The organism is Roseiterribacter gracilis, assembly GCA_018332375.1.
In the GTDB taxonomy this organism is placed as follows: Bacteria; Pseudomonadota; Alphaproteobacteria; order BOG-932; family Roseiterribacteraceae; genus Roseiterribacter; species Roseiterribacter gracilis.
This window is the reverse complement of sequence record BOPV01000001.1, coordinates 1598816-1623258: the sequence shown is the minus strand read 5'-3', so window position 1 is coordinate 1623258 and position 24443 is coordinate 1598816. Positions and strand designations below refer to the sequence as shown.

The 24443-nt window shown below is 63.5% G+C and carries 23 protein-coding genes; 14 read left to right on the top strand and 9 right to left on the bottom strand.

Going from position 1 to position 24443, the window contains the following annotated elements:
* Nucleotides 1-2 precede the first annotated feature (2 nt).
* The 3 genes from TMPK1_RS08055 to TMPK1_RS08045 are packed head-to-tail and all read left to right on the top strand — an operon-like array spanning nucleotide 3 to nucleotide 2865.
* The gene (locus tag TMPK1_RS08055; protein ID WP_420242463.1) at nucleotides 3-803 is read left to right on the top strand and encodes a (Fe-S)-binding protein; all 801 of its coding nucleotides are present in this window, start codon (nucleotides 3-5) and stop codon (nucleotides 801-803) included.
* Nucleotides 800-2212, top strand: coding sequence for a LutB/LldF family L-lactate oxidation iron-sulfur protein (locus TMPK1_RS08050; protein WP_420242462.1), 1413 nt, complete (start codon nucleotides 800-802; stop codon nucleotides 2210-2212). The genes TMPK1_RS08055 and TMPK1_RS08050 overlap by 4 nt, the downstream gene beginning before the upstream one ends.
* Nucleotides 2209-2865, top strand: coding sequence for a LutC/YkgG family protein (locus TMPK1_RS08045; protein ID WP_420242461.1), 657 nt, complete (start codon nucleotides 2209-2211; stop codon nucleotides 2863-2865). Before TMPK1_RS08050 ends, TMPK1_RS08045 begins: the two co-directional genes overlap by 4 nt.
* Here TMPK1_RS08045 and TMPK1_RS08040 read toward each other — a convergent pair.
* Nucleotides 2862-3590 (bottom strand): helix-turn-helix domain-containing protein, encoded by a 729-nt coding sequence (locus tag TMPK1_RS08040; RefSeq protein ID WP_420242460.1) that lies wholly within the window; start codon nucleotides 3588-3590, stop codon nucleotides 2862-2864. The two genes, TMPK1_RS08045 and TMPK1_RS08040, sit on opposite strands and share 4 nt — an antisense overlap.
* Before the next feature lie 278 nt (nucleotides 3591-3868).
* Here TMPK1_RS08040 and TMPK1_RS08035 point away from each other — a divergent pair, with 278 nt between their 5' ends.
* Genes TMPK1_RS08035 through TMPK1_RS08010 form a run of 6 tightly spaced genes read left to right on the top strand, consistent with a single transcriptional unit; the run spans nucleotide 3869 to nucleotide 12503 of the window.
* The gene (locus TMPK1_RS08035; RefSeq protein ID WP_420242459.1) at nucleotides 3869-5866 is read left to right on the top strand and encodes a serine hydrolase domain-containing protein; all 1998 of its coding nucleotides are present in this window, start codon (nucleotides 3869-3871) and stop codon (nucleotides 5864-5866) included.
* Nucleotides 5867-5889: 23 nt separating this feature from the next.
* Nucleotides 5890-6900, top strand: a complete 1011-nt coding sequence (locus TMPK1_RS08030; RefSeq protein WP_420242458.1) for a dipeptide epimerase — start codon at nucleotides 5890-5892, stop codon at nucleotides 6898-6900.
* A complete protein-coding gene (locus tag TMPK1_RS08025) occupies nucleotides 6897-8219 on the top strand; it encodes a peptide MFS transporter (RefSeq protein WP_420242457.1) in 1323 nt (440 codons plus the stop codon). The genes TMPK1_RS08030 and TMPK1_RS08025 overlap by 4 nt, the downstream gene beginning before the upstream one ends.
* Nucleotides 8216-9325: a YkvI family membrane protein gene (locus TMPK1_RS08020; protein WP_420242456.1), complete on the top strand. Its 1110-nt coding sequence runs from the start codon at nucleotides 8216-8218 to the stop codon at nucleotides 9323-9325. Before TMPK1_RS08025 ends, TMPK1_RS08020 begins: the two co-directional genes overlap by 4 nt.
* The gene (locus TMPK1_RS08015) at nucleotides 9312-10886 is read left to right on the top strand and encodes a serine hydrolase (RefSeq protein ID WP_420242455.1); all 1575 of its coding nucleotides are present in this window, start codon (nucleotides 9312-9314) and stop codon (nucleotides 10884-10886) included. The genes TMPK1_RS08020 and TMPK1_RS08015 overlap by 14 nt, the downstream gene beginning before the upstream one ends.
* A gap of 9 nt (nucleotides 10887-10895) precedes the next feature.
* Nucleotides 10896-12503: an N-acyl-D-amino-acid deacylase family protein gene (locus TMPK1_RS08010; RefSeq protein WP_420242454.1), complete on the top strand. Its 1608-nt coding sequence runs from the start codon at nucleotides 10896-10898 to the stop codon at nucleotides 12501-12503.
* On the opposite strand, the gene TMPK1_RS08005 is transcribed toward TMPK1_RS08010, so the two are convergent.
* On the bottom strand, nucleotides 12500-13897 hold the full coding sequence (locus TMPK1_RS08005; RefSeq protein WP_420242453.1) for a serine hydrolase domain-containing protein: 1398 nt from the start codon (nucleotides 13895-13897) through the stop codon (nucleotides 12500-12502). The two genes, TMPK1_RS08010 and TMPK1_RS08005, sit on opposite strands and share 4 nt — an antisense overlap.
* 108 nt (nucleotides 13898-14005) lie before the next feature.
* On the opposite strand from TMPK1_RS08005, the gene TMPK1_RS08000 reads away from it, so the two are divergent.
* A complete protein-coding gene (locus tag TMPK1_RS08000; protein WP_420242452.1) occupies nucleotides 14006-15001 on the top strand; it encodes an aldose epimerase family protein in 996 nt (331 codons plus the stop codon).
* A gap of 58 nt (nucleotides 15002-15059) precedes the next feature.
* Here TMPK1_RS08000 and TMPK1_RS07995 read toward each other — a convergent pair whose 3' ends face one another.
* Both TMPK1_RS07995 and TMPK1_RS07990 read right to left on the bottom strand, forming a co-directional pair.
* Nucleotides 15060-15758 carry a PEP-CTERM sorting domain-containing protein gene (locus TMPK1_RS07995; protein ID WP_420242451.1) on the bottom strand — a complete coding sequence of 233 codons (699 nt, stop codon included), beginning with the start codon at nucleotides 15756-15758 and terminating at the stop codon, nucleotides 15060-15062.
* Nucleotides 15759-15942: 184 nt separating this feature from the next.
* Nucleotides 15943-17787: an ABC-F family ATP-binding cassette domain-containing protein gene (locus TMPK1_RS07990; RefSeq protein WP_420242450.1), complete on the bottom strand. Its 1845-nt coding sequence runs from the start codon at nucleotides 17785-17787 to the stop codon at nucleotides 15943-15945.
* Nucleotides 17788-17844: 57 nt separating this feature from the next.
* Between TMPK1_RS07990 and ndk the strand changes: the two genes are divergently transcribed.
* Nucleotides 17845-18267, top strand: a complete 423-nt coding sequence (ndk, locus tag TMPK1_RS07985; RefSeq protein ID WP_420242449.1) for a nucleoside-diphosphate kinase — start codon at nucleotides 17845-17847, stop codon at nucleotides 18265-18267.
* A gap of 70 nt (nucleotides 18268-18337) precedes the next feature.
* On the opposite strand, the gene TMPK1_RS07980 is transcribed toward ndk, so the two are convergent.
* The 3 genes from TMPK1_RS07980 to purM all read right to left on the bottom strand — a co-directional run bounded on the left by TMPK1_RS07980 (nucleotide 18338) and on the right by purM (nucleotide 20793).
* The gene (locus TMPK1_RS07980) at nucleotides 18338-18490 is read right to left on the bottom strand and encodes an aa3-type cytochrome c oxidase subunit IV (protein WP_420242448.1); all 153 of its coding nucleotides are present in this window, start codon (nucleotides 18488-18490) and stop codon (nucleotides 18338-18340) included.
* A gap of 63 nt (nucleotides 18491-18553) precedes the next feature.
* Nucleotides 18554-19819: a phosphoribosylglycinamide formyltransferase gene (gene purN / locus TMPK1_RS07975; protein WP_420242447.1), complete on the bottom strand. Its 1266-nt coding sequence runs from the start codon at nucleotides 19817-19819 to the stop codon at nucleotides 18554-18556.
* Nucleotides 19798-20793, bottom strand: a complete 996-nt coding sequence (purM, locus tag TMPK1_RS07970; protein ID WP_420245632.1) for a phosphoribosylformylglycinamidine cyclo-ligase — start codon at nucleotides 20791-20793, stop codon at nucleotides 19798-19800. Before purM ends, purN begins: the two co-directional genes overlap by 22 nt.
* 131 nt (nucleotides 20794-20924) lie before the next feature.
* Between purM and TMPK1_RS07965 the strand changes: the two genes are divergently transcribed.
* From TMPK1_RS07965 to TMPK1_RS07955, 3 genes are read left to right on the top strand one after another with little or no spacing between them, the layout of a single operon-like run.
* Nucleotides 20925-21683 carry a DUF2066 domain-containing protein gene (locus TMPK1_RS07965; RefSeq protein WP_420242446.1) on the top strand — a complete coding sequence of 253 codons (759 nt, stop codon included), beginning with the start codon at nucleotides 20925-20927 and terminating at the stop codon, nucleotides 21681-21683.
* Entirely contained in the window at nucleotides 21683-22780 is a 1098-nt protein-coding gene (locus TMPK1_RS07960; RefSeq protein WP_420242445.1) for an AI-2E family transporter, read from the top strand. The genes TMPK1_RS07965 and TMPK1_RS07960 overlap by 1 nt, the downstream gene beginning before the upstream one ends.
* 35 nt (nucleotides 22781-22815) lie before the next feature.
* Nucleotides 22816-23463 carry an HdaA/DnaA family protein gene (locus TMPK1_RS07955; protein ID WP_420242444.1) on the top strand — a complete coding sequence of 216 codons (648 nt, stop codon included), beginning with the start codon at nucleotides 22816-22818 and terminating at the stop codon, nucleotides 23461-23463.
* Here TMPK1_RS07955 and sugE read toward each other — a convergent pair.
* Complete coding sequence (gene sugE / locus TMPK1_RS07950) at nucleotides 23444-23764, bottom strand: quaternary ammonium compound efflux SMR transporter SugE (protein ID WP_420242443.1); 321 nt, start codon at nucleotides 23762-23764, stop codon at nucleotides 23444-23446. The two genes, TMPK1_RS07955 and sugE, sit on opposite strands and share 20 nt — an antisense overlap.
* Nucleotides 23761-24366, bottom strand: coding sequence for a glutathione S-transferase family protein (locus TMPK1_RS07945; protein ID WP_420242442.1), 606 nt, complete (start codon nucleotides 24364-24366; stop codon nucleotides 23761-23763). The genes sugE and TMPK1_RS07945 overlap by 4 nt, the downstream gene beginning before the upstream one ends.
* Between the last annotated feature and the right edge of the window lie 77 nt (nucleotides 24367-24443).

Here is a 24443-nt window from a genome sequence, read left to right as displayed (position 1 = left end):
CCATGGCCACCGTCGCGCTCTTCGTCACCTGTCTCGTCGATCTCTACCGGCCCAGCGTCGGCTTCGCTGCGGTGAAGCTGCTGGAAGAGGCGGGGTGCGAGGTGGTCGTGCCCGACGCGCAAACCTGCTGCGGCCAACCCGCTTACAATTCCGGCGACCGCGGCGACACGATGGCGATCGCGCGTCAGGTTATCGAGGCCTTCGCTGGATTCGACTATGTCGTCGCGCCCTCGGGCAGCTGCGCCGGCATGATCAAGCATCACTATCCCGCCTTGTTCGCCGGCGACCCGCAGTGGCGGATCAAAGCCGACGATCTGGCGCGGCGCACCTTCGAACTGACGTCGTTCCTGACCGACGTGTTGCGCGTGCAGCCGAACAAAGTGCGCTTCGACGGCACCGTCACCTATCACGACAGTTGTTCGTCGCTGCGCGAATTGGGCGTCAAGGAGCAGCCGCGTGCGCTGCTCGCCAATGTCGACGGGCTGGAGCTGCGCGAATTGCAGACGCCGGAAGCGTGCTGCGGATTCGGCGGCACGTTCTGCGTCAAATATTCGGAGATCTCGACCGAGATCGCGTCGCGCAAAGTCGCCGACGTTGCAGCGACCGGCGCCGGCACCTTGCTCGCGGGCGACATGGGGTGCCTGCTGAACATCGCGGGCCGTCTGCAGCGCGAAGACCGTCCGGTGCGCGTGCGTCACGTCGCCGAAGTGTTGGCGGGCATGGCCGACACGCCGGCGATCGGGGAACCACAGCGAAGCGCGCCAAGCGAAGCGCCCGGCGCGCCGCAAAGGATGACTAAGTGAAGTCCACCGCGCACGACTTCAAAGAGAACGCACACAAGGCGCTGCACGATACCGAGCTGCGCGAAGCCCTGTCCGTCGTCGGCAAGAATTTCATTTTGAAGCGCCGGTTGGCTGCTGATGCGCTGCCCGAATTCGAAACGCTGCGCGACGAAGCGGTCGAGATCAAAAAGCGCACCCTGAACGAGCTGGACCTGCATCTCGAACGGTTCGAGCGCAAAGTCATCGAACATGGCGGCCAGGTGCACTGGTGCATCGACGCCGCTGCAGCGCGCGAAACCGTCTTGTCGATCTGCCGCTCGGTCAACGCCAAGACGGTGACCAAGGGCAAGTCGATGCTGGGCGAAGAGATCGGCATCAACGGTTTTCTCGAAGCCAACAATATCCGTCCGATCGAAACCGATCTCGGCGAATATATCATCCAGCTTGCCGACGAGCCGCCCAGCCACATCATCGCGCCCGCGGTGCACAAGACCAAGTCGCAGATCGCGGACTTGTTCGAGAAGCATCACAAGCTGCCGCGTTCGATGGACGGCGAGGCGCTCGTCGCCGAAGCGCGCGCGATGTTGCGCCAAGCCTATTTCGACGCCGACGTCGGCATCACCGGTGCGAATTTTCTGGTGGCGGAGACGGGCTCGTCGGTGATCGTCACCAACGAAGGCAATGGCGATCTGACCCAGACGCTGCCGCAGATTCACATCGTGCTGGCCTCGATCGAGAAGATGGTCCCGACGTTTGAGGACATGGCGACGATCCTGCGCGTGCTAGCGCGGTCGGCGACGGGTCAGCAGATGAGCGTCTATACGACTGTCTCGACCGGCGCGCGTCGCGCCGAAGATCCCGACGGGCCCGAACAATATCACGTCGTGATGATCGATCAGGGCCGTTCGGCGATGCTGGGTACCGAGTTGCAGGATCTGCTGCGCTGCATCCGTTGCGGCGCCTGCATGAATCACTGCCCGATTTATCACGCGGTCGGCGGACACGCGTACGGCTATGTCTATCCCGGCCCGATCGGTGCGGCGCTGGATCCGGCGCTGCTTGGCGTCGCCGAAGCGCTTCATCTGCCGAACGCATCGACCTTCTGCGGACGATGCGAAGAAGTCTGCCCGATGCGCATCCCGCTGCCGAAGATCATGCGGCATTGGCGCGAGCGCGCGTTCGAGGACGGCATTCAGCCAGTCGTACAGCGCAGCGCAATTCGCCTGTGGGCGTTCTTCGCGCGCAATCCGCTTCTGTACCGACTCAATACGCGCGCAGCGATGTGGGCGCTGCATGCTCTGGGCGCTGCGCGCGGCCGCTTCAAGTCGCTGCCTTTTGCAAGCGGCTGGACGGCAGGGCGCGATCTACCTGCGCCGCAAGGCGGCACCTTCCACGCGCAATGGGCGGCCAAGAAGGGGCGCACGAAATGAGCGCGCGCGATCGTATTCTCGGCAATGTGCGCAGCGCGCTCGGCCGGGCCGAGCCCGACGACAAGACGCGCGCTGCCTATGACGCGCGCTTCGATGCGCACACGCGCAACACGGTGCCGGCGCGCGCTTCGGTCCCACACGCGGCGCTGATCGAACGGTTCATCGCTGAAGCGCATCTGGTCGGTGCGACGACCGCGCGGCTCGATCGTCTCGACGACGTGCCGGCTGCGGTTGCGTCGTATCTGCGCGACAAGAATCTACCGGCGCGCATCCGCGTCGCGCCGGCGCTGCAAAGCATGTCGTGGGGCGAGCAGCCGGTTGAAGTCGGCTACGGTAAAGCCGAGCCGAGCGACACCGCTACCTTGACGCGCGCGTTGGCGGGCGTTGCCGAAACCGGCACCTTGTTGCTGACGTCAGGACCGCAGACGCCGACGACATTGAATTTTCTGCCCGACGCTAATCTCGTTGTGCTGACCGAAACCGACATTGTCGGCGCCTATGAAGATGGATGGGATCGCGTGCGTGCGCTGGGTGCCACGCCACGCGCGGTCAATTTCGTCACCGGCCCCAGCCGCACCGCTGACATCGCGCAGGAGCTGATCCTGGGCGCGCACGGGCCGATCGACCTGCACATCCTGGTTCTGAAGAACTAGCCGCGCGCCTTTTTCCGTTTGGCAACTTCGGTCAAGCGACGCGGCGCGACACGGCGCGGTGCGCCGCGCGTCGGATCGGTGATGGTGATCGGCGTATCGGCTGCCGCTTCGTCGCCGTGCATCGTCAGCAGCGATTCCATCAAGCCTTCTTCGGCGCTGGAACAGACGCCCAGCATGACCGCCTGGTCGCAGCCGTCGGCGCAGACATAGGCGTGGCCCATGTTGGAATCGATATAGATCGACTCGCCGCGGCTAAGTTCGATCGGATCGTAGAACTCGGTGTGCACGCGCACGCGGCCTTCGACGACATAGACGAATTCTTCGCCGGCATGGCGCACCAGCTCGCCGAATTCTTCGAGGCTTTTGGCGCGGATCTGTACGAGCGCAGGGATCATGCGTTTGTGGCGCAACTCCGGGCACAGATAGAAGTAATCGTAGTTCGGCGTGTTGACGCGGATCGCTTGATCTTCGCGGCCGATGCTGCGCCGCGCCGTGACGGCTTGTTCGGCCGCCTCGTTTGGTTCGGCGAACAATTCCGACATGCGCAGATTCAGCTTTTCGCTTAACTGCAGCAGCTTGTCGTAGGTCAGGGTCAGACGGTCATGCTCGACCTTGGATAAGGTCGAGACCGGGATGCCGGTGCGCTGACTCATTTCCTTGAGCGTCCAGTTGTGGCGCGCGCGAAGACCGCGCAGCAGGCCACCCAATGTTGGGCGCGCGCTCACCACGAAGGGACCTCGCGCGCCGGCGACAATGTTTCAAATGTCCTGCTCAGGACGTTTCTCCCGGTAGATCGCCGCCCCCTTGGACCGGCGCGTGCGAATTTCCTTATCAGATCTTGCGCGATTCTCGCCTGCAAAAGCGCGCCCAGAAACTTCGTTTTCGACAGCGTTTCCGGCTTCGAAATAGGTCCGGACGAGCATTTGACAATTTTCCAATCAGGATCACTATAGCCGAAACAGAAAGCCGTTTTTTACAGACGGCAAAAATTTCGGGGGCTTCGATGCGGTCATTTGCGATGGCGCTCGCCTGTGTGGGCGCGTTGGCGTGTGCGGGTGTGGCGACGGCGCAGCAGAGCCCAAGCGTTCCGCCGCCGGCCCCGAAAACCGAGACGCAGGGTCCGACCGATACGGCGAATCCGGCGGTGCGGCCGCTGACCGCCGCCGACGCCGAAGTCTGGCTCGACGGCTACATGCCGTACGCGCTGCAGAAGGGCGACGTTGCGGGCGCTGTCGTCGTCATCGTCAAAGACGGCAAGGTGCTGCTGCAAAAAGGCTACGGCTATGCCGACGTTGCGGCGAAGACGCCGGTCGATCCCGAACGCACAGCGTTCCGTCCCGGCTCGGTGTCGAAACTGTTCGTCTGGACCGCGGTGATGCAGCTGGTCGAGCAGGGCAAGCTCGATCTCGACAAGGACGTGAACACCTATCTCGACTTCAAGATTCCCGCTGATGGCTGGGACAAGCCGGTCACGCTGCGCAACATCCTCACGCATACCGGCGGCTTCGAAGAATCAAACAAAGGTTTGATCACTTCGAACATCGACAATACCGGCCTGGAAAAAGTGCTGAAGCGCTACATCCCCGCGCGCGTCTATGCGCCGGGCAGCACGCCGGCCTACTCCAACTGGGCGACGGGCCTGGCCGGCTACATCATCCAGCGCGTGTCGGGAAAGACGTTCGACGACTATCTCGACCAGGCGATTCTCCAGCCGCTGGGCATGACGAATTCGTCGTTCCGCCAGCCGCTGCCCGAACACGTCATGAAGTTGATGAGCAAAGGCTACGTGCAGGGATCTGCACCGCCGCGGCCGTATGAAATCGTGTCGCTTGCACCGGCGGGCAGCTTGGCCGCGACCGGCGCCGACATGGGCAAGTTCATGATCGCGCATCTGCAGGACGGCACCTTCAACGGAGCGCAGATCCTGAAGCCCGAAACCGCCAAGATGATGCACAACACGCCGTATACGGTGTTGCCGGTGGTCAACCGGATGGAACTGGGCTTCTACGAGCATGACGTGAACGGCCATCGCGTGATCAGCCATGGTGGCGACACGACGATGTTCCACAGCGAACTGAATCTGTTCCTCGACGACAATGTCGGCATCTTCTTCTCGGCCAACAGCACCGGCCGCGACGGCGGCGTCGGTCCGGTTCGGGCCGAGCTGTTGCAGAAATTCGGTGACCGCTATTTCCCGGGCGAGTTCCCGGGCGCCAACGCCACCGTCGAGCCGGCGACCGCTGCACAACATGCGCAGATGATTGCGGGCACGTATGATGTGTCGCGTCGTTTCCACACGACGTTCCTCGCGGCGCTGCGCCTGTTCGGCCAGACCAAGGTCGTCGCCAACCCCGACAACACGATCACCATCGTCGGCTCCAACACGATCGGTGGCGCGCCCAAGAAATGGGTCGAGACCGCTCCGTTCGTGTGGCGCGACAAGGACGGCAAGACGCGCCTGTCGGCCAAGGTCGAAGGCAACCAGGTCGTGCGCTACAGCTTTGACGGTGTGTCGCCGTTCATGATGTGGGATCGCACGCCGGTCGCGACGTCGACGCGTTGGATCCAGCCGGTTCTGATCGGATCGATGGTGGCATTGGCGCTGACCGTTCTTCTGTGGCCGGTCCAGGCGCTGGTGCGTCGCAACTACCGCGCACCGTTCGCTTTGCGCGGCCAGGCGGCGCAGTCCTATCGCGCCATGCGTATCGTCGCGGTGCTGAACCTGCTGGTTTGGTACGGTTGGTTCACGATGACGAGCGCGCTCGGCTACAGCGCCAATCCGGCCGACCATTATGACGGTCGCCTGACCCTGCTGCAGATCGCGGGCTGGTTGTTCTTTGTCGGCACGGTGGTGATTGCGGCGTGGAACGCGCAGCAAGTCTTCACCGGCAATCGCAGCCTGTTCGCCAAGATCTGGAGCGTGGTTCTGGTCGTGGCGTCGCTGGTGATCTTCTACGTCGCCTTCACCTTCAAGCTGCTCGTCATCAGCACCTTGTACTGATCAGCGAAGAGGGGTCTGACGTCATGAAACGCCGCACGCTCGACGTTGCGATCGAGAAGCTGCAATTGAAGGCGCCGTTCCGGATTTCCGGCTACGTCTTCACCGATGTCGAAGTCGTCGTCGTTCGGCTGCGCGAAGGTGCAGCCGAAGGGCGCGGCGAGGCGGGCGGCGTCTATTACATGAAAGACGAGCCGCCCGGCATGGTCGCGCGCATTGAAGCGGCGCGCGACGCAATCGAAAGCGGCATTTCACGCGATGCGCTGCGTGCGGTTCTGCCGCCGGGCGGCGCGCGCAACGCGGTCGATTGCGCGATCTGGGAATTGGAAGCGCAGCTGACCAACACGCCAGTGTGGCAGATGGCGGGGATCGACCGGCCGCAAAAGAAGATCACCACCTTCACCTGCGGCGCCGACGAACCCGAAAAGATGGCGGCGGTTGCGAAATCGTACGCGCAGGCGCGTGCGATCAAAATCAAACTGACCGGCGATCCGGTGCTGGACGGGCAGCGCGTGCGCGCAATTCGCGCTGCGCGTCCCGACGTCTGGCTTGGCGTCGACGGCAACCAGGGCTTCACCCGCGACAGTCTGCAACGGCTGATGCCGGTGCTGGTCGAAGCAAAGATCGGCCTGCTGGAGCAGCCATTCGCGCGGGGCCGCGAAGCCGATCACGAAGGGTTGCGCGCACCGATGCCGGTCGCGGGCGACGAAAGCATTCTGTCGCTGGCCGACGTGCCGGGCGCGGTCGGACGGTTCGACGTCATCAACATCAAGCTCGACAAAAGCGGCGGCCTCACCGAAGGCTTGCTGATGGCCCGCGAAGCACGCCGTCTCGGCTTGAAAGTCATGGTCGGCAACATGGTCGGTTCGAGCTGGGCGATGGCGCCGGCCTTCGTGCTGGCGCAGCTGTGCGACTTCGTTGATCTCGACGCGCCGATCTTCATCACGCAAGACCGCGATCCCGCCCTGACCTACGACGACGGCTACGTCTTCTGCGACGAGACGATGTGGGGATCCAAGGTGCGCGTGCCGGCATGACAGAAGGCGCGGCGCTGTCGAAAACTTGGTTCGGCCAGCCGCGCGGTTTGACGATTCTGTTTCTCACCGAGATGTGGGAGCAGTTCTCGTATTACGGCATGCGAACGCTGCTGGTTTATTACATGACCAAGCAGCTGCTGATCGGCCAGCAGCAAGCCTCGTTCATCTACGGTCTCTACATCGCGTTCATCTACGGCACGCCGATCATCGGCGGCGCCATCGCCGATCGCTGGCTCGGCAAGCGGCGCGCGGTGTTGATCGGGGGCGGCATCATGGCGTGCGGCCATTTCATGATGACGTTCGAGCCGTTGTTCTACGTCGCGCTATGCGCGGTGGCGCTGGGGAACGGGTTGTTTCTTCCCAGCCTGGCGTCGCAGATCAACGGACTCTATCCAGCCAACGATCCGCGCCGCGGCGGCGCTTACAACATCTATTACGTCGGCATCAATCTCGGCGCCTTCCTCGCACCGTTCGTGTGCGGAACGTTGGGCGAGGTCTATGGCTGGCATTGGGGCTTTGGCGCCGCCGGCATCGGCATCTGCTGCGGCATGGCGATTTATATCTTCGCCGGCCGTCACTATCTGCCGCCCGAACCGCCGCGCGAGGTGCAAAAGAAAGTCGCCGCGCGCCAGCGTGACGCGGAAGCGCGCCGCACCTTGATCTTGATGTTCCTGATCGTGCTGGTGGTGGTGATCTTCCGCGCCGTCTACGGACAGCTCGGCAACACTGTCGCGTTGTGGATCGATCAGTCGGTCGATCGCAGCGTCGGTGGCTTCGATATTCCGATGACCTGGTTTCAAGCGCTGAACCCGCTGGTCGTCTTCGCCTTCACGCCGGTGCTGATCGCGCATTGGACGCGCAAGGCCAAGAAGGGCGCTGAGAAAACACCTGCAGTCAAAATGGCGACGGGCACCTGGATTGTCGCTGCGTCGTTTCTGATGCTGGCGCTGGTCTCCTATCTCAGCGTGCAAAGCGGCAGGCCTGCGAGCTGGATCTGGGCCGTCATCTTCTTCGTCTGGTTGACGGTGGGCGAGCTGTACATTCTGCCGGTCGGGCTTGGCCTGTTCGCGCGTCTGGCACCGGTCGGTTTCGCCGCCACCGCAATCGCTGCCTGGTTCTTCGCTGCCTTCATCGGCTATCTCGCGAGCGGCCCGGTCGGTGCGCTGTTCAGCATTCTCACCAACGCACAATTCTTCGCGCTGATGGCGGCCTTGTCCGCGATCTCCGGCGCGTTTCTGTTTCTGCTCGATCGTCCGACACGCCGCGCCGACGCGGCCAATGCAATACGCCTGCAGCAGGCTGGTGAGATCACGACATGACGACTCCGACACGCTTTCAACGGTTCGTGCTGCCCGGCCTCGCGTTCAAAGCGGTGGTGATCGGCGGCGGTTATGCGACCGGTCGCGAGCTGGTGGAGTTCTTTCTGCCGAGCGGTCCGTGGGGCGGCGTCACTGCGATGGTGTTGGCGACGATCATTTGGAGCGCGGTTTGCGTCGCGACCTTCCTGTTCGCGTTCCAGACCGGCGCTCGCGATTACCGCACCTTCTTCCAAAAGCTGCTCGGCACGCCGGGCATGATCGTGTTCGAAGCGTCGTACCTTCTGTTCATCGTGCTGATCCTGGCCGTGTTCGGTGCTGCGGCAGGCGCAATCGGCGAGGTGCTGTTCGGCTGGCCCAAGCTGCTCGGTTCGCTGTGCCTGGTGGCAGGCATCGCGACCTTTGCCACGTTCGGCAATGAGTCGGTCGAGCAGCTGTTCAAATGGGTGTCGTTCCTGCTTTACGGCGTCTACGCCGTTTTCGTCGTTCTGGCGCTGACGCATTTCGGCGATCGTGTCGCCGAGAAATTCGCGCTGACTGTGCCGATGACGGGCTGGGCGCTCGGCGGTCTCACCTATGCCGGCTACAACATCATTGGCGCAGTCGTGATCCTGCCGGTGATGCGCCACATGACTGGACGCCGTGACGCAGTGATCGCAGGCGCGGTGGCGGGACCGCTGGCGATGATCCCGGCCTTGCTCTTCTTCATCTGCATGGTCGCCTACTATCCCGAAGTCGCGAACGAGACGCTCCCGTCCGACTTTCTGCTGCAGAAGTTGAACCTGCCGGTCTTCCACTTTCTGTTTCAGATCATGATTTTCTCGGCGCTGCTGGAAAGCGGCACCGGTGCGGTGCACGCGATCAACGAACGCATCGCATCGGCCTATCAGGCGCGCCGCAACAAGGTTCTGAAAAATCGCGCGCGGTTGGCGATCGCCTGCACCGTGCTAATCGGGTCTGTGTTTCTGGCCGACCGGTTCGGCCTGGTCGCGTTGATCGCGCAGGGCTATCGCGCGCTCGCTTACATCTTCCTCACCATCTATGTGCTGCCGCTGTTGACGTACGGCGTGTGGCGTTTGCGCAAGGAGAAAACGCATGCTGTTGCGTAACGTTGTTGCTCTGACCTCGCTGCTGTTGGCTGGGACTGCGCTCGCCGCACCGCCCGAAGGATTCGACGCGCGCATCGAGGCGCGTCTCAAAGAAGTCGGTACGCCCGGCATGGCGATCGCCATCGTCGAGGACGGCAAAGTCACGCTCGCCAAGGGCTATGGCGTGCGCAAGAACGGCACCAACGACAAGGTGACCGCCGATACGATCTTCTCGACCGGATCGACCGGCAAAGCCTTTACCGCCGCCGCGCTCGCGATCCTGGTCGATGAAGGCAAGATCGCCTGGGACGACAAAGTCACCGATCGTCTGCCCGGCTTTCAGATGTACGACCCGTGGGTCACGCGCGAAATCACAATCCGCGACCTGCTGGTCCATCGCAGCGGTCTCGGTCTTGGCGCCGGCGATTTGATGTTCGTGCCGACCACCAACCGTACGCGCGCCGAAGCGGTGCATGCACTGCGCTATATCAAGCCGGCGACGAGTTTCCGCAGCGCCTACGCCTACGACAACGTGCTGTACATGGTTGCAGGTCAGTTGATCGAAGCGGTGACGGGCCAGACCTGGGAAGTGTTTGTGCGCGACCGCGTGTTCAAACCCGCGGGCATGTTGAAGTCGACCACCGACGAAGCAGATCAAATCAAGTCGCCCGATCATGCCTTCCCGCATGCGCGCCTGGGCGGTCCGATCCGCGGCATGGGTGATCTCACGGTTCTGGACGAAAAAGGTCTCGGCCGCGCCGCTGCACCGGCCGGCGGTCTCGCCATCAGCGCCAACGACATGGCGAAGTGGCTGCTGATCCAACTGAACAAGGGCAAGCTGCCCGACGGCAAAGCTCTCTTCAGCGAAAAACAGGCTGAGGAAATGTGGAAACCGCACATCAATCTGCCGACCGGCCGCGCGCAAGGTGCGATGGCGCCGTCGGCGCCGCAATTCAGCAGCTACGCGCTGGGTTGGACGGTGCAGGATTGGCGCGGTCACAAGATCATCCAGCATGGCGGTGCGGTGCTGGGACAGATCGCGACGGTGGTGCTGATTCCGGAAAAGAACGTCGCCTTCTCGATCCTCGAAAACGCCGAAGACGGCGCGCAGCTTCTCGCCACGCAGTACGAGCTGCTCGATTATTATCTTGGCCTGCCGAAGGTCGATTGGGGCACGATCGTGCCGGCCTTCCGCAAAGAGCGCGCGGCCAACGCGCTCGCGGCGCTGGAGAAGAAGCAGGCCGAGCCGGCCAAGGTCGGTCCGTCGCTGCCGGTTGCGCGCTACGCCGGCAACTATGCCGACGTCTGGTACGGGCCGATCAACATCAAAGACAATGGCGGCAAGCTCAGCATCGACTTCACGCGCACGCCGGGCATGGTCGGTACGCTGGAGCATTTCCAGTACGACACGTTCAAGACGGTGTGGAACGACAAGTCGATGGAGCCTGCCTACGTTACGTTCCAGATGGGACCTGAAGGCAATATCGAGCGCATCACGATGAAAGCCGTGTCGCCGATCGCAGACTTCAGCTGGGACTATCACGACCTCGAACTCCGGCCGGTCCCCCCAGCAAGAAAATAGCGCGAAGAAATGATCCGTACGCTTTTGGCTGCGCTGCTGCTGACGAGTTCAGCGGCAGCGCAGGACTACGACCTCGTCATCCGCAACGCGAAGATCCTCGACGGTGCGGGCAATCCCTGGGTGCGTGGTGACGTTGCGGTCAAAGGCGACCGGATCGCCAAGCTCGGTGTCGTAGCGGGCAAGGGTGCGCGCGAAATCGATGCGCGCGGCCGCTTCGTGTCGCCCGGCTTCATCGACATGATGGACCAGTCGGGCGGCGTGTTGCGCAAGAATGGCGCGGCTGAAAACAAGCTGCGCATGGGCGTAACCACGGTGATCGCAGGCGAGGGCGGCATTCCCGTCGACGCCGATCAAGCCAACGACTATTTCGCGCAGCTTGAGACCCAGGGCATCGCGGTCAATTTCGGCAGCTACTACAGCGCAGCCCAAGCGCGGGTCAAAGTGATGGGCGACGCCGCAGGTACGCCCAACGCCGTGCAAATGGAACAGATGAAGCGCGAAGTCGAAACCGCGATGCGCGCGGGAACGTTCGGCATTTCGACCGCGCTGATCTATCCGCCCAATTCCTTCCAGACGACCGAAGATCTGATCGAGCTTGCCAAGATCGTGTCGCGCTGCGACGGGTTTTATTCGACCCATATGCGCGACGAGAGCAGCAAGCTGGTCGAAGCGGTCAACGAAGCGATTGCGATCGGTGAGAAAGGCGGCGTGAAGGTCGAGATCTTTCACCTGAAAGCAGCCTACGCACCGCAATTCGGCAAGCTGATGCCAAAAGCAGTCGCGGCGATCGACGCGGCGCGCAAACGCGGCGTTGATGTTGCGGCCGATTTGTACCCCTACACGGCGGGCGGCACCGGCCTGTCGATCGTGATTCCCAACTGGGTGTTCGAGAAGGGGGCCAAAGAAGGCGTCGAGCTGTTGCAAGATCCTGCGGTGCGTGCGCGCGTGAAGCGCGAAGTCGCAGCCGGATCGCAGCCAGGCTGGTCGAACCTGGTCGAAGCGAGCGGCGGTTGGAGCCGCATCGTGCTCGCCAATCCGTTCAACGAGAAATACGAACGGTTCCGCGGCAAGAACATCGCCGAGATCGCCAAGGCCTTGGGCAAGGATCCGATCGACGCTGCGATCGACATCACGGTCGAAGCACTGCCGAACCGTGCCATGGCGCTGTTCTTCATGATGGACGAGCGCGACATCGCAACCGCGCTGCGCCAAAGCTGGACCAGCATCGGCAGCGACGCGGCTGCGTCGCTGGGCGCCGGGCAGACCGACGTGCTGGGCCTGCCGCATCCGCGCTCGTACGGCACCTTCCCGCGCGTGCTGGCGGAATACGTCAAAAAGCGCGGCGTGCTGACCTTGGAAGATGCGGTGCGCAAAATGACGTCGTGGCCCGCGTCGCGCATGGGGCTCGAAGGGCGCGGCGTGCTGCGCGAAGGTCTCTATGCCGACCTGGTGATGTTCGATCTCGACAAGATCGATGATCGGGCCAGCTGGACCAACCCAACCGCGAGCCCGGTCGGCATCGATCTGGTGGTCGTCAACGGCGCGGTGACGATCGAGGACGGCAACGCCACCACCGCGCGCGGCGGCAAGGTGCTGCGCCACGCCTGCAAGAGCTAGAGGCTGCGCACGCGATAGATCTTGCCGTCGGTCGCATAGCCGACGGCGTAGTGGTCGGTGCGGCCAGCGTAGCGGGCGCGATAGCGGCGCAGCGTGCCGTTCGGTTCGTTGAACTGTTCGATCAGCTCGAACGCCACCGGCTCGCCCAAGGAAGCGCGATTGGGGAAGGGCTGCCGGCTCGCGTCGCGTTGCAGCAGCACTGCGATCTCGGGTGCGAAGCGAGCGGGATCAAGCTTGGTAGCACCTCGCTGCAGCATCTTCTTGAACGCGTCGGTCTTGTCCGGCGCGTCGTCGCGAATCTTTTGCAGCGACAGAAAGGTCGACTGCGGCAGCAGCGTTTCGGCGGTGCTGAGCGCGATGCTGCGCAGCGCGGCCTCGGACGCGTCGCTGGCGAGATTGATCGCGGCGAGCACCGAAACGCGCCTGGTGCGCAGATAGAAGGCGCGAAAGCCGGGCACGGCGCCGCTGTGATACTGCACCTCTTGCCCGTGCCAGCGATCGAGGAACCAGCCCGCGCCATAGGCGGCGCTGCGGCCGGATTTGAGCAGGGCGGGCGTGCGCATTGCGCTGTCGGCGTAGCGCGACTGGCGCGTGCGCAGAAACGCCTCCCACCGCACCGCGTCGCGCGCGGAGAACAAGACGGGGCCGTCGGCCCAACCAGAAAAATCGCCATCCATCCGCGTCGCGTGGCGCAGCACGTTGTCTTTCAGGTCGAACGGCTCGGCACGGTTCGGAATGATCGCCGTCGCGTCGTCGACGCGCGCCTCCTGCATGCCCAGCGGACGTAATAGATCTTCGTCGACTTGGGCGCGGTAGGTCCGGCCTTGCGCATCGGCCAGCAAATAGCCGAGCAGGACGTAAGCGGTGTTCGAATAGGCCCAGGCTTCGCCTTCGTCAAAGTCGGGCTGCAACGCACCGATGCGTTTGAGGAAGGTGGCGCGGTCGCAATAGCGGTCGTCTTCGAACACCGGCAGCGATTCATAGTCGGGAATGCCGCTGGTGTGGGTTAGCAGCGACTGCACGCTGCGATCGCTGAACTGCATCGGCACGTCGCGCACATAGGCACCGATCGGACGATTGAGCGCGATCGTGCCCGCTTCGGCGAGACGCAACACCAGAGAAGCGGTGAAGTGTTTTCCGACCGAGCCGAGATGAAACAAGGTGCGGTCGGTGGCAGCGACGTTGAAAGCGGGCGCGGCGACGCCGATGCCGCCCGCGAAGACGGTGCGTCCGTCGAGGATCGCGGTCAGCAACAACGCAGGAATGCGGGCCGTCGCCATCTGGTCGCGTATGCGCTGCTGGTCCAGCGTCGGCGCCGCATGTGCGACGCGCGGCAGCAGCAGCGGCGCTACGAGCCCGCTCAGCAGAAACGAACGGCGGTAAAGCGACGGCATCACGTCTCCGGGCTGGTCCGCCGCCAACCTGACCTTGGCGCCGCGGTCAACGCAAGCACCGTCATGCTTTAAAATTCAGCTGTGATCGGCGATGCTGCGGCCCCAAGCATGACGCCGATCAAATCCATCTCGCTCTCGAACACGCACGGGATGCGCGTCGACATTCTCGACCTAGGCGGAATCGTCAGCGGCATCCACGTGCCCGATCGCGACGGGCGCATCGAAAATGTTGTGCTCGGCTTCGACGATCATGCCGCCTATCACGGCGATCATCCCTATTTCGGCGGCTTGATCGGCCGTTGCGCCAATCGCATCGCAGGCGCGCGGTTCAATCTCGACGGGCGCGACTATGTTTTGTCGGCCAATGACGGACCGCACTCGCTGCATGGCGGCGCCGACGGGTTCGACAAGCGCACTTGGCGCATCGAAGAAGCCGATGAGCGAAGTGTTTTGCTGTCGCTGGTCAGCGCAGACGGCGACCAAGGCTTTCCCGGCAATCTGGGCGCGACCGTCCGCTACAGCGTTTCGTCGACCCACAACGAACTTTGCATCGATTTCGAAGCGACGACCGACCGTCCGACCTTGGTCAATCTAACCGCCCACAGCTATTTCAACCTCGCCGGCAGCGGCGACATACGCGGGCATGAATTGTCGATCGCCGCCGACAGCTACACGCCGGTCGATGGCGGGCTGATTCCGACCGGCGAAATTCGCAACGTCAGCGGCACGTGTTTCGATCTGCGGCGTCCGCGCGTGCTGAGCGAGGTTCTGGACGCAGCCGCGCTGCGGCAGACGCGCGGGTACGATCAGAATTTCGTGCTGCGCGGCAACGGCGGCCCGGCTGCACGGCTGGTGCATCGCGCCAGCGGGCGCGTGCTGGACGTCAAAACCACTGAGCCGGGCTTGCAGCTCTATACCGGCAATCAGCTGAACGGATCGGTGATTGGGCGCGGTGGCGTCGCCTATCCGCGTCATGCCGGCCTATGTCTGGAACCGCAGCGTTTTCCCGACGCGCCGCATCACCCTTCATTCCCCAGCGTCAGGCTGGATCCGGGCGAGGTCTATCACGCGGCGACGCACTACGTCTTCGGGATCGCCGACTAGGACCGAACCGCAGCAGCGGCGAGGAGGGGGCGCCGCTGCTGCGTGTTGGTCTTGCTGGTCAGCCGAACTTGCGGCGAACCACACCGAGGCCGAACAACGCGGCACCGAGCAGCGCCAGCGACGCCGGTTCGGGAACGTTGCGCGGCAAGGTGGTTGCGTTGTCGGTATCGGCGAGGAAGCTCAACGAGTCACCGCTGGCCAACGCGCCGCCGAACAGCACCGTCATGCGCAGATACTCGTCACCGAAGAACGTACCGCCGACGGACAGCTTGTCGGTGTAGGTGACGGTCAACGGGCCGGTGCTGGCAGGACCGTCCGCGTCGGTCAGCGCGCGGCCGTTCGACGAGTTCGGCGAGTGCTCGGTCGCAGGCGTGTCACCGTCGCGCAACGTGTCGAACGTCGTGTTGCCGAGACGGCCATCGACGATGAAGCCGATGATGCCTTGGCTGACGCCGCTATTGGTGAAGCTCCACCGTGCGGTGTTCGAGTCACCACTGAGGCTCAAACCCCAGAACGCGTTCGATGCTGCGCCCGCACCGACGCCAGTCGCCGCCCACGTAATGGTGCGGGTCGAACTGTCGGCGAAGATCGCGGTCACTTTCATCCCGGCCATATCGGCGCCGGTGGTTTCGAAATTGGTGATGCCGGCCGTGTCGAAAGACGTGCCGGGCGTGCGCGTCACGTTGCTCGTGAGTGGCGCCGCCTGTGCGCTTGCCGCCGCAAGGAACAAGGAAGCGGCTAGCAGGGTTGTTCGCATTGGAAGTCTCCTGGGGGTGTCAAGGTCCACAGGAGGCTTCCACAGCATGGGCTGTGCCACGCGAGGCGTACTGCGCCACTTCGTGGTTTGCCGTTATTTACAAATCTGAATCTGTCAAAAGCCCCGACACGTAGCGGGGTTTTTTGCTGTTTACCTTCGCGCTATTCGGCGCTGCTTCAGCGCGTTATTCGGCTGCGTCGAGCAGCTGTTGCGCTTCGATCCATTTCTCTTCCGTGGTCGCGATCGACGCTGCGATGTCGGCGAGTTCTTTCTGCATCGTCGCCAGTTTCGCCGACTTGCTTTCGTACAATTTCGGATCGGCGAGATCGCGTTCCAGCTTCGCGTGTTTCTGGTTGAGCTGTTCGAGAGTCTTCTCCAGCTCTTCGGCTTGCTTCTTCAATTTTGACGGCGCGACTTTGCCCTGCATGCCGCTGCGGCGTTGTTTGGATTCGCCACGCGACGCGCTACGGCGCTGGCTCAACAGGCGCGCGCGATATTCGTCCATGTCGCCGTCGAAATTCTCGACCCGTCCACCTTCGACCAGCCACAAACGGTCGGCCACCAGCTCGACCAAGTGCGGATCGTGGGTGACGAGAATGACGGCACCTTTGTAATCGGCCAGCGCCTGCACCAACGCTTCGCGACTATCGACGTCGAGATGGTTGGTCGGTTCGTCGAGCAGCAGCACGTTCGGCGCTTCGCGCGTCATCAGCGCAAACAACAAGCGGGCTTTCTCGCCGCCAGAGAGACTACCGACTTTGGTGTCGACGCGATTTTGCGTGAAGCCGAAACCGCCGAGATGCGCGCGCACTTTTTGTTCGGGCAAAGTCGGCATCGCGCGCTTGGCGTTGAGCAGCGCCGTCGCTTCCATGTCCAGCTCGTCGGTCTGGTGCTGGGCGAAATAACCGATCTTGAGTTTGCCCGAGCGCGTGACGTGCCCGCTCATCGCTTCGAGACGGCCGGCGAGCAGCTTGATGAAGGTCGACTTGCCGTTGCCGTTGGGACCGAGCAGCGCGATGCGATCGTCGGGATCGATGCGCAAATTGAGATGCGACAGGATCGCCTTGCCTTCGTAGCCGACGGATGCGCGATCCATCGACACGATCGGCGGCGGCAATTCTTCCGGTTCGGGAAAGTTGAAAACGATGCCGCGATTTTCGACGATCGCCGCGATCGGCTGCATCTTCGCCAGCGCCTTCAGACGGCTCTGCGCTTGTGCGGCTTTCGACGCTTTGGCGCGGAAGCGATCGACGAAGGATTGGATATGCGCGCGTTCAGCTGCTTGTCGCGCGGCGGCGGCTGCTTGATGCACCAGCCGTTCGTTGCGCTGGCGTTCGTACTGATCGTAGTTGCCGCGATAGAGAACCAGCTTCGCCTGATCGAGATGAATGGTCAGGTCCGGCACTGCATTCAACAAGGTGCGATCGTGGCTGACCAACAGCACCGTGCCGGGGAACGACTTCAACCAACCTTCGAGCCAGACCGTCGCTTCGAGATCGAGATGGTTGGTCGGTTCGTCGAGCAGAAGAATGTCAGGCCGCGCAAACAGGGTCGCAGCCAGGGCGACGCGCATGCGCCAGCCGCCCGAGAAATCCGAGCAGGCGCGCTGCTGGCGTTCTTCGTCAAAGCCCAGACCGGCCAGAATTTCGGCCGCACGCGACGGGGCCGCATAGGCGTCGATGACGCCCAGCCGCTCATGGATATCGGCGATGCGATGACCATCGGTCGCAGTCTCGGCTTCCTCCAAAAGAGCCGCGCGCTCGGTATCGGCGGCCAAAACCGCGTCGATCAGGGTGATGGCGCCGCCCGGCGCTTCCTGCGCCACCATGCCCAACCGGGCGTTCGCGGGGATCGCCACGTCGCCGCCGTCAGGCTGGAGCCGGCCGGACAAAACCTTCAAAAGCGTCGATTTTCCAGCCCCGTTGGGCCCGATCAGGCTGGCTTTATGGCCAGTCGGAACGGTGACGGAGGCTTGGTCGAGGAGGGTGCGTCCCGCGATTCGGACGGTGACGTCGTTGATCTGCAACATGGGGCGGGGTTATAAGCCCGCCTCCTTTCCCAAGAACAATTTTTTGGAGTTGCGGCGATGGCCGTCGAACGCACTTTGTCGATCCTGAAGCCCGACGCGACCCGCCGGAACCTCACGGGCAAGATCAACGCGAAATTCGAAGAGAAGGGCCTGCGCATTATCGCGCAGCGCCGCATCCAGCTGACCAAGGCCCAGGCCGAAGGTTTTTACGCTGTCCATAAAGAGCGCCCGTTCTTCAACGACCTCGTGTCGTTCATGATTTCGGGCCCGGTGGTGGTGCAGGTGCTGGAAGGCGAAAACGCCGTTCAGGCCAACCGCGACATTATGGGCGCGACCAACCCGGCCAACGCCGAAGCGGGCACGATCCGCAAGGAATTCGCCGAATCGATCGAAGCGAACTCGGTGCACGGCTCGGACTCGCTCGACAATGCGAAGACCGAGATCGCGTACTTCTTCAAACCGGAAGAAATCGTCCCGTAATCGGGGACACGCTGCCGGAATCAAAAGCGGGGGCCGAAGCCCCCGCTTTTTTTGTGCCTGACGCCGCCGCTTAGCGCGCGACGAAGAACCAGAGCAGAAACAGGATCGCGCAGACCGCGATCGTGCCCCATTTCACAAAGCTCGTGAAACCGGCCCAGCTCTGCTGATGTTCGCGGACGAGCGCCGGATCGACCGGTTCGGCGGGGGAATTTCCTGCAGCCATGTTCGTGTTCCCTGATCTGAATTCCGAAATCTCTCTACGCGACGCGCGCCGAAGTTTCTAGGTTTAGCGCGCCCTGCGTTGCCGGTCGCTGCCTAGGCCAAGCCGCTCATCCAGCCGGGCCCGGACCGCAGGCCATTCGGCGTCGGTAATCCCGAAATAGACCGTGTCGCGCCAGGTCCCGTCGGCCAGCCGCGTATGGCGGCGAAGAATACCTTCCTCGGTGGCGCCGAGCTTGGCGATGGCGGCGCGCGATCGCGCGTTGCGCGCGTCGGTTTTAAGCTCGACGCGCACGCAACCCAGCGTCTCGAACGCATGTTCCAGCAACAGCCGCTTGGCCGCCGGATTGATCGACGTGCCCTGCGCGTTGGGCGCGTAGAAGGTCCAGCCGATTTCGATGCGTCGGTCGCCGGCGCTCCAATTGCCGAGCCGCGTCGTGCCGACGACGGCACCAGTCGCCGCATCGAGCACAACGAACGGCAGCGACGTACCGCCAGCGCGCAAATTCAACGCAGCGCGCACCCAGCGATGCACTGACTCTCGCGTGCTCAGCGGATCGGTCATCAATTTCGCAACGCCGCTTGCAACCGTGATGTCGGCCAGCGCGTCGGCGTGGCTGAGCTCCATCGGCACCAATCGCACGTGCCGATCGGCGAGCACGGTCGGCAGCAGCGCCTGGTCCGGCGACAGGATCGACGGTGCAACTCCGTCGACGCCGTCGATCACGACGCGCTCGTCGATGATGCGCGTGCGCCGTTCGGCGATCCAGCGCACCGCGAGCGGATAGGTACGATGCTCGGCCGCAAGCACGCGTTCGGCCAACGCGTCTTCGCTGTCGCCGCTCGCAACCGGCACTGCGGCCTGCACGATGATCGGGCCGCTATCCACGTCGTTGCGCACGTAATGCACGGTGCAACCATGCATGCGCACGCCGGCTTGCAGCGCGCGCGCATGCGTGTCGACGCCGGGGAAGGCGGGCAGCAAGGACGGATGAATGTTGATCAACCGGTCGCGCCACGCATCGACGAAGCTCGGCGTCAGCACGCGCATGAAACCGGCGAGACAAACCAGCTCGACATTGGCGTCGCGCAGCTTGGCGGTGACGCTGGCATCGAACGATTCACGCGTCGCGAAATCGCGGTGGCTGACGATTGCGGTTGCAATGCCCGCTTCTTTGGCGCGCAGCAAACCTTGGGCGCCGGCCTTGTTCGACAGAACCAGCACGATCTCGGCCGGATAGGCCGGATCGGCGCAGGCATCGATCAGCGCCTGCAGATTGGACCCACGTCCTGAAATCAGGACGCCGAGTTTCAGGCGTTGCTGGCTGCCCATGCGCTTTCCGCGTGTTCGATCGTGACGCCCGAACCGGCAACGACGTCGCCGATGCGATGCACGATTTCGCCTGCTTCGGTCAGCGCTGCGATCGTTGTATCGACGTCGCCGGCGGCGACGATTGCAACCATGCCGATGCCGCAATTGAAGGTGCGTGCCAGTTCCGCTTCGGCAAGTTCGCCGGCGCGCGCCAGCCATCGGAACACCGACGGCAGCGGCCAGCTGGTCGCGTCCAATTTGACGCCGACACCGTCGGGTAGCACGCGCGGAATATTTTCGATCAACCCGCCGCCGGTGATGTGCGCCAGGCCTTTGATGCGGCCGGCGCGAATTTCCGGCAGCACCGCTTTGACGTAAATGCGTGTCGGCGTCAGCAACGACGCTGCGACCGATTGCGTCGTGTCCCACGGCGCCGCGTCGCCCCAATTGAGCTTCGCCTTGGTCACCAGCTTGCGGATCAGCGAATAGCCGTTCGAATGCGGGCCCGACGACGCCATGCCAAGCACGACGTCACCGCTGCGGATCGAACGTCCGTTCAACACCTGACCACGTTCGACTGCACCGACCGAGAAGCCGGCCAGATCGTAATCGTCGTTGCTATAGAGGCCGGGCATTTCGGCAGTCTCGCCGCCGATCAGTGCGCAGCCTGCGATGCGGCAGCCTTCGGCGATGCCAGCGACGACCGAAGCAGCGTCGGTGACGTTCAGTTTGCCGGTCGCGTAATAGTCGAGAAAGAAGAGCGGCTCGGCGCCCTGCACGACGAGGTCGTTGACGCACATCGCGACGAGATCGATGCCGACCGTCGCGTGATGATCGGTTTCGATCGCGACTTTGACTTTGGTGCCGACGCCGTCGGTGGCTGCGACCAGGATCGGGTCGGTGAAGCCGGCGGCTTTGAGATCGAACAGCGCGCCAAAGCCGCCAAGATCGACGTCAGCACCGGGCCGGGCCGTGGCCTTGGCCTGCGGCTTGATGGCTTCGACGAGTGCGGCGCCGGCGTCGATATCAACGCCTGCGTCCTTGTAAGTCGTGCTGGAGATGGCGTCCTCGCGGGCGTTCAGCTAGGTTTCGGCCCTTCTTTTGTCCGAAGGCGGGCCTGTTTGCAATGACGCCGAAACGCATCGCTTTGTCCCGTTTTTGGGGCTTTTTCGCGCTGATTTTGTTGCTTCTGGCGCCGATTCTTAGTTTGCCTGGGGCAGCCCGCGCCGACGATCCCTGGGAAGTCCGCGACATCACGGTCGATGCCAGCGCCGACAGCGCGGTTGCGGCCCGCGACAAGGCGATCGCGCAGGGCTATGCCCGCGCCTTCGACAAACTGGCCGAACGTCTGGTCGCCAATCAGGGGGCGGCGCCGCATCCCGATCTGGCGCAGCTCGATTCGATGGTGCGCGACTTCGAAGTGCAGACCGAACGCGGTTCGGCGACGCGCTGGATCGGCACGCTGACGGTGCGGTTTCGTCCCGATCGCACGCAGGCCTATCTGAGCCGCAACGGCGCCAAGATTGCGGCCGGCGCGCTGGAAGCACCGCCGGCTGGTGAAACGACCTTGGCCGGTGTCGAACCGTGGAGCGGACCGGCGCAACGGTTCGGTCTGGTTCTGCCGATTGCATCGCTGGCCGATTGGACCAGCGCGCGCGACGCGTTGCAGCGCACGCCAGGCGCCAAGAAAGTCGAATTGATGGGCCTGGCGCGCAACGAAGCGCGCGTCGCGATCGAGTATGCCGGCGACGTCGAACGGCTGCGGCTGGCGTTGCAGCAGACCGGCTTCGCGCTGGGCGCGCCGATCAATGTCGGCGCCAACAATGCCGCCGGCACCTTCCAGTTGGCGCGCGGCGGCGCGCCTGCTTCGTCGAACACGAATTGATGACGACACACGGCATGGGGCGCCACGCCTGGTTCTGGCTGATCGTCGGCGCCGTTCTCGTCTTTCTGTTGTACGAGCTGCGCGAAGTGCTGTTGCCGTTCGCGCTCGGCGCGGCGATCGCCTTTCTGTTCGATCCCATCGCCGATCGTTTGGAACGGCTGCGTGTGCCGCGCTGGGCCGCGACCGTGATCGTGCTGATCGGCGTGTTCGCGCTGATGATCGGCTTCGTGCTGCTGATCGTGCCGCTGGTGCAGGCGCAGCTCTGGCAATTGATCGGTCGCGTTCCCGCCTATTTCGATGCGGTGCGTCTGCGCCTGCTGCCGCAACTCGAAGAGCTGGTCGCGACCTATTCCAGCACCGGCGCCGAAGAGCTGCAGAAAGCGGTCGGCACCTACGCTGGCGACGCGGCGAAATGGCTGGCCGGCGGGTTGGGCACGTTGGTTGCCGGCGGCATGGCGCTGGTCAACGTCCTGTCGATCCTGCTGATCGCGCCGGTCGTGTCGTTCTATCTGCTGCGCGACTGGGACCTGATCGTGCAGCGTATCGATTCCTGGCTGCCGCGCCGTTCGCGCGGCACGTTGCGCGCCATCTTCGCCGAAATGGACGAAACGCTGACCGGCTTCGTGCGCGGCCAGGCGTTGGTCTGTCTGTTTCTGGCGGTGTTTTATTCGATCACCTTGTCGCTGGTCAGGCTCGACTTCGCGCTGGTGATCGGCCTGTTCATCGGCGTGATCTCGATCATGCCCTATGTCGGCACGATCAGCGGCTTCGTCGTGTCGGTCGGCGTCGCACTGGGCCAATATGACGACCGCAGCAACGTCTTTATCGTGATCGGCATCTTCGTGCTGGGCCAGATTCTGGAAGGCAACGTGGTGCAGCCGCTGTTCATCGGCGACCGCGTCCGGCTGCATCCGGTCTGGATTATCTTCGCCTTGTTGGCCGGTGGTTCTTTGTTCGGCTTTCTCGGCGTGCTGCTGGCGGTGCCGGTCGCGGCCGTGATCGGCGTGTTGGTGCGGTTCGGCATTCGCCGCTATCTCGCCAGCCCATTCTACGAAGAACCAGTGGAAACCGCGCTGATCACCACGGATGTGAGCTGACGGCGCGGCGCAGCTTGCTTTAGACAGACGCGGTCATGCCGCCCGCACAAATCCCACTCGACCTGCCGCACCGCCTGGCGTTGGGCCGCGATGATTTTCTCGTCGCGCCGTCGAACGAATCTGCGGTTGCGTGGATCGATCGCTGGCCTGATTGGCCGTTCGTGATCTTGGTGCTGCACGGTCCGGCCGGCAGCGGCAAATCGCATCTCGCGCAAGTGTGGCGCGCCAAGAGCGGCGCCAGCACCGACGTCAATGCCGGCGTCAATGCGGTGCTGGTCGACGATGCTGCGATGGCAGCGGGCGACAAGATGCTCGAAGAAGGACTGTTTCATCTGATCGAGCGCGCCAAGGCGCGCGGCGGCAAGCTGTTGCTGACCGGCCGCGAACCGCCGTCGCGGTGGAACTTGCGTCTCGCCGATCTGCGTTCGCGCTTGAACGCGGCGATGGTGGTTGCGATCGAGGCGCCTGACGACGCGCTGCTGGCCGGTGTTGCGTTGAAACTGTTCGCCGACCGTCAGCTCGAAGTTGGCGTCGATGCGTTGGACGCGTTGTTGACGCGGGTCGAACGATCGGTCGACGGCGTCGCGCGTGCGGTCGAAGCGATCGACCGCGCAGCGCTGGCGGCCAAGCGGCGCGTCACGGCGCAACTTGTTCGTGACGTGCTCAAGCCTCGAGAAGCTTGAGCCCGATCACGCCGCCGACGATCAAGGTCAAACACAAGATCCGCAACGGCGCCGCGCTTTCCCCCAGCGCAACGATTCCGACGATGGCGACACCCAGCGCGCCGATCCCGACCCACACCGCATAGGCGGTGCCGACCGGCAGCGATTTCAACGCTGCCGCCAGCAGCAGAAAACTTGCCAATGCGCTGGCGATTCCGATCGCGCTGGGTACCAGTCGCGTCCAGCCACCGGTGTGTTTGAGCGCAATCGCCCAGACGATTTCGAGCAACCCCGCCGCGGTCAGCATCAGCCACGCATTCATACCGGTACCTTCATGCCGCGCTGGACTGCAGGACGCGCTGCAATCTCGGCATGCCAGCGCGCGAGATGCGGCCGTCCGTCAAAATTGAGCGCCAGCGGATCGCGCGCAGAATCGACCCACGGGAACGACATGATGTCGGCGATGCCATAATCCAGCCCGGCCAGAAAAGCGCTTTGCCCCAACCGCACATCCATCACGTCGAGCAGCCGGTTACTCTCGCGCTCGTAGCGCTGCAGCGCGTACGGCGCGTGTTCGCTCGCGGTGCGGAAATGCCAAAGCTGGCCCAGCATCGGTCCCAGATGCGCTGCTTGGAAAAAACTCCACTGCAACGTCGCTGCGCGCGTCTTGTCATCGGGGCGCAGCTTGCCGCTGCGCTCTGCCAAGTGCAGCAGGATCGCACCGGACTCGAACATGGTGCGGCCGGTGGTGCGGTCGCGAATCGCGGGGATCTTGCCGTTGGGGCTGATCGCGACGAAGGCAGGGTCTTTCTGCGCGCCGTTTTCAATATCGACGATGTGCGTCTCGTACGGCAGGCCGGTTTCTTCCAGCATGATCGAAACTTTGCGCCCGTTGGGCGTGCCGTAGGTGAAAAGGTCTATCACGACTCTGGCTCCTTGCTTTGGGTGAGCCGGAACCTGGGTTGCGTGGGCCGCGGACGCGATCTGCAAGTCGGCCGTCC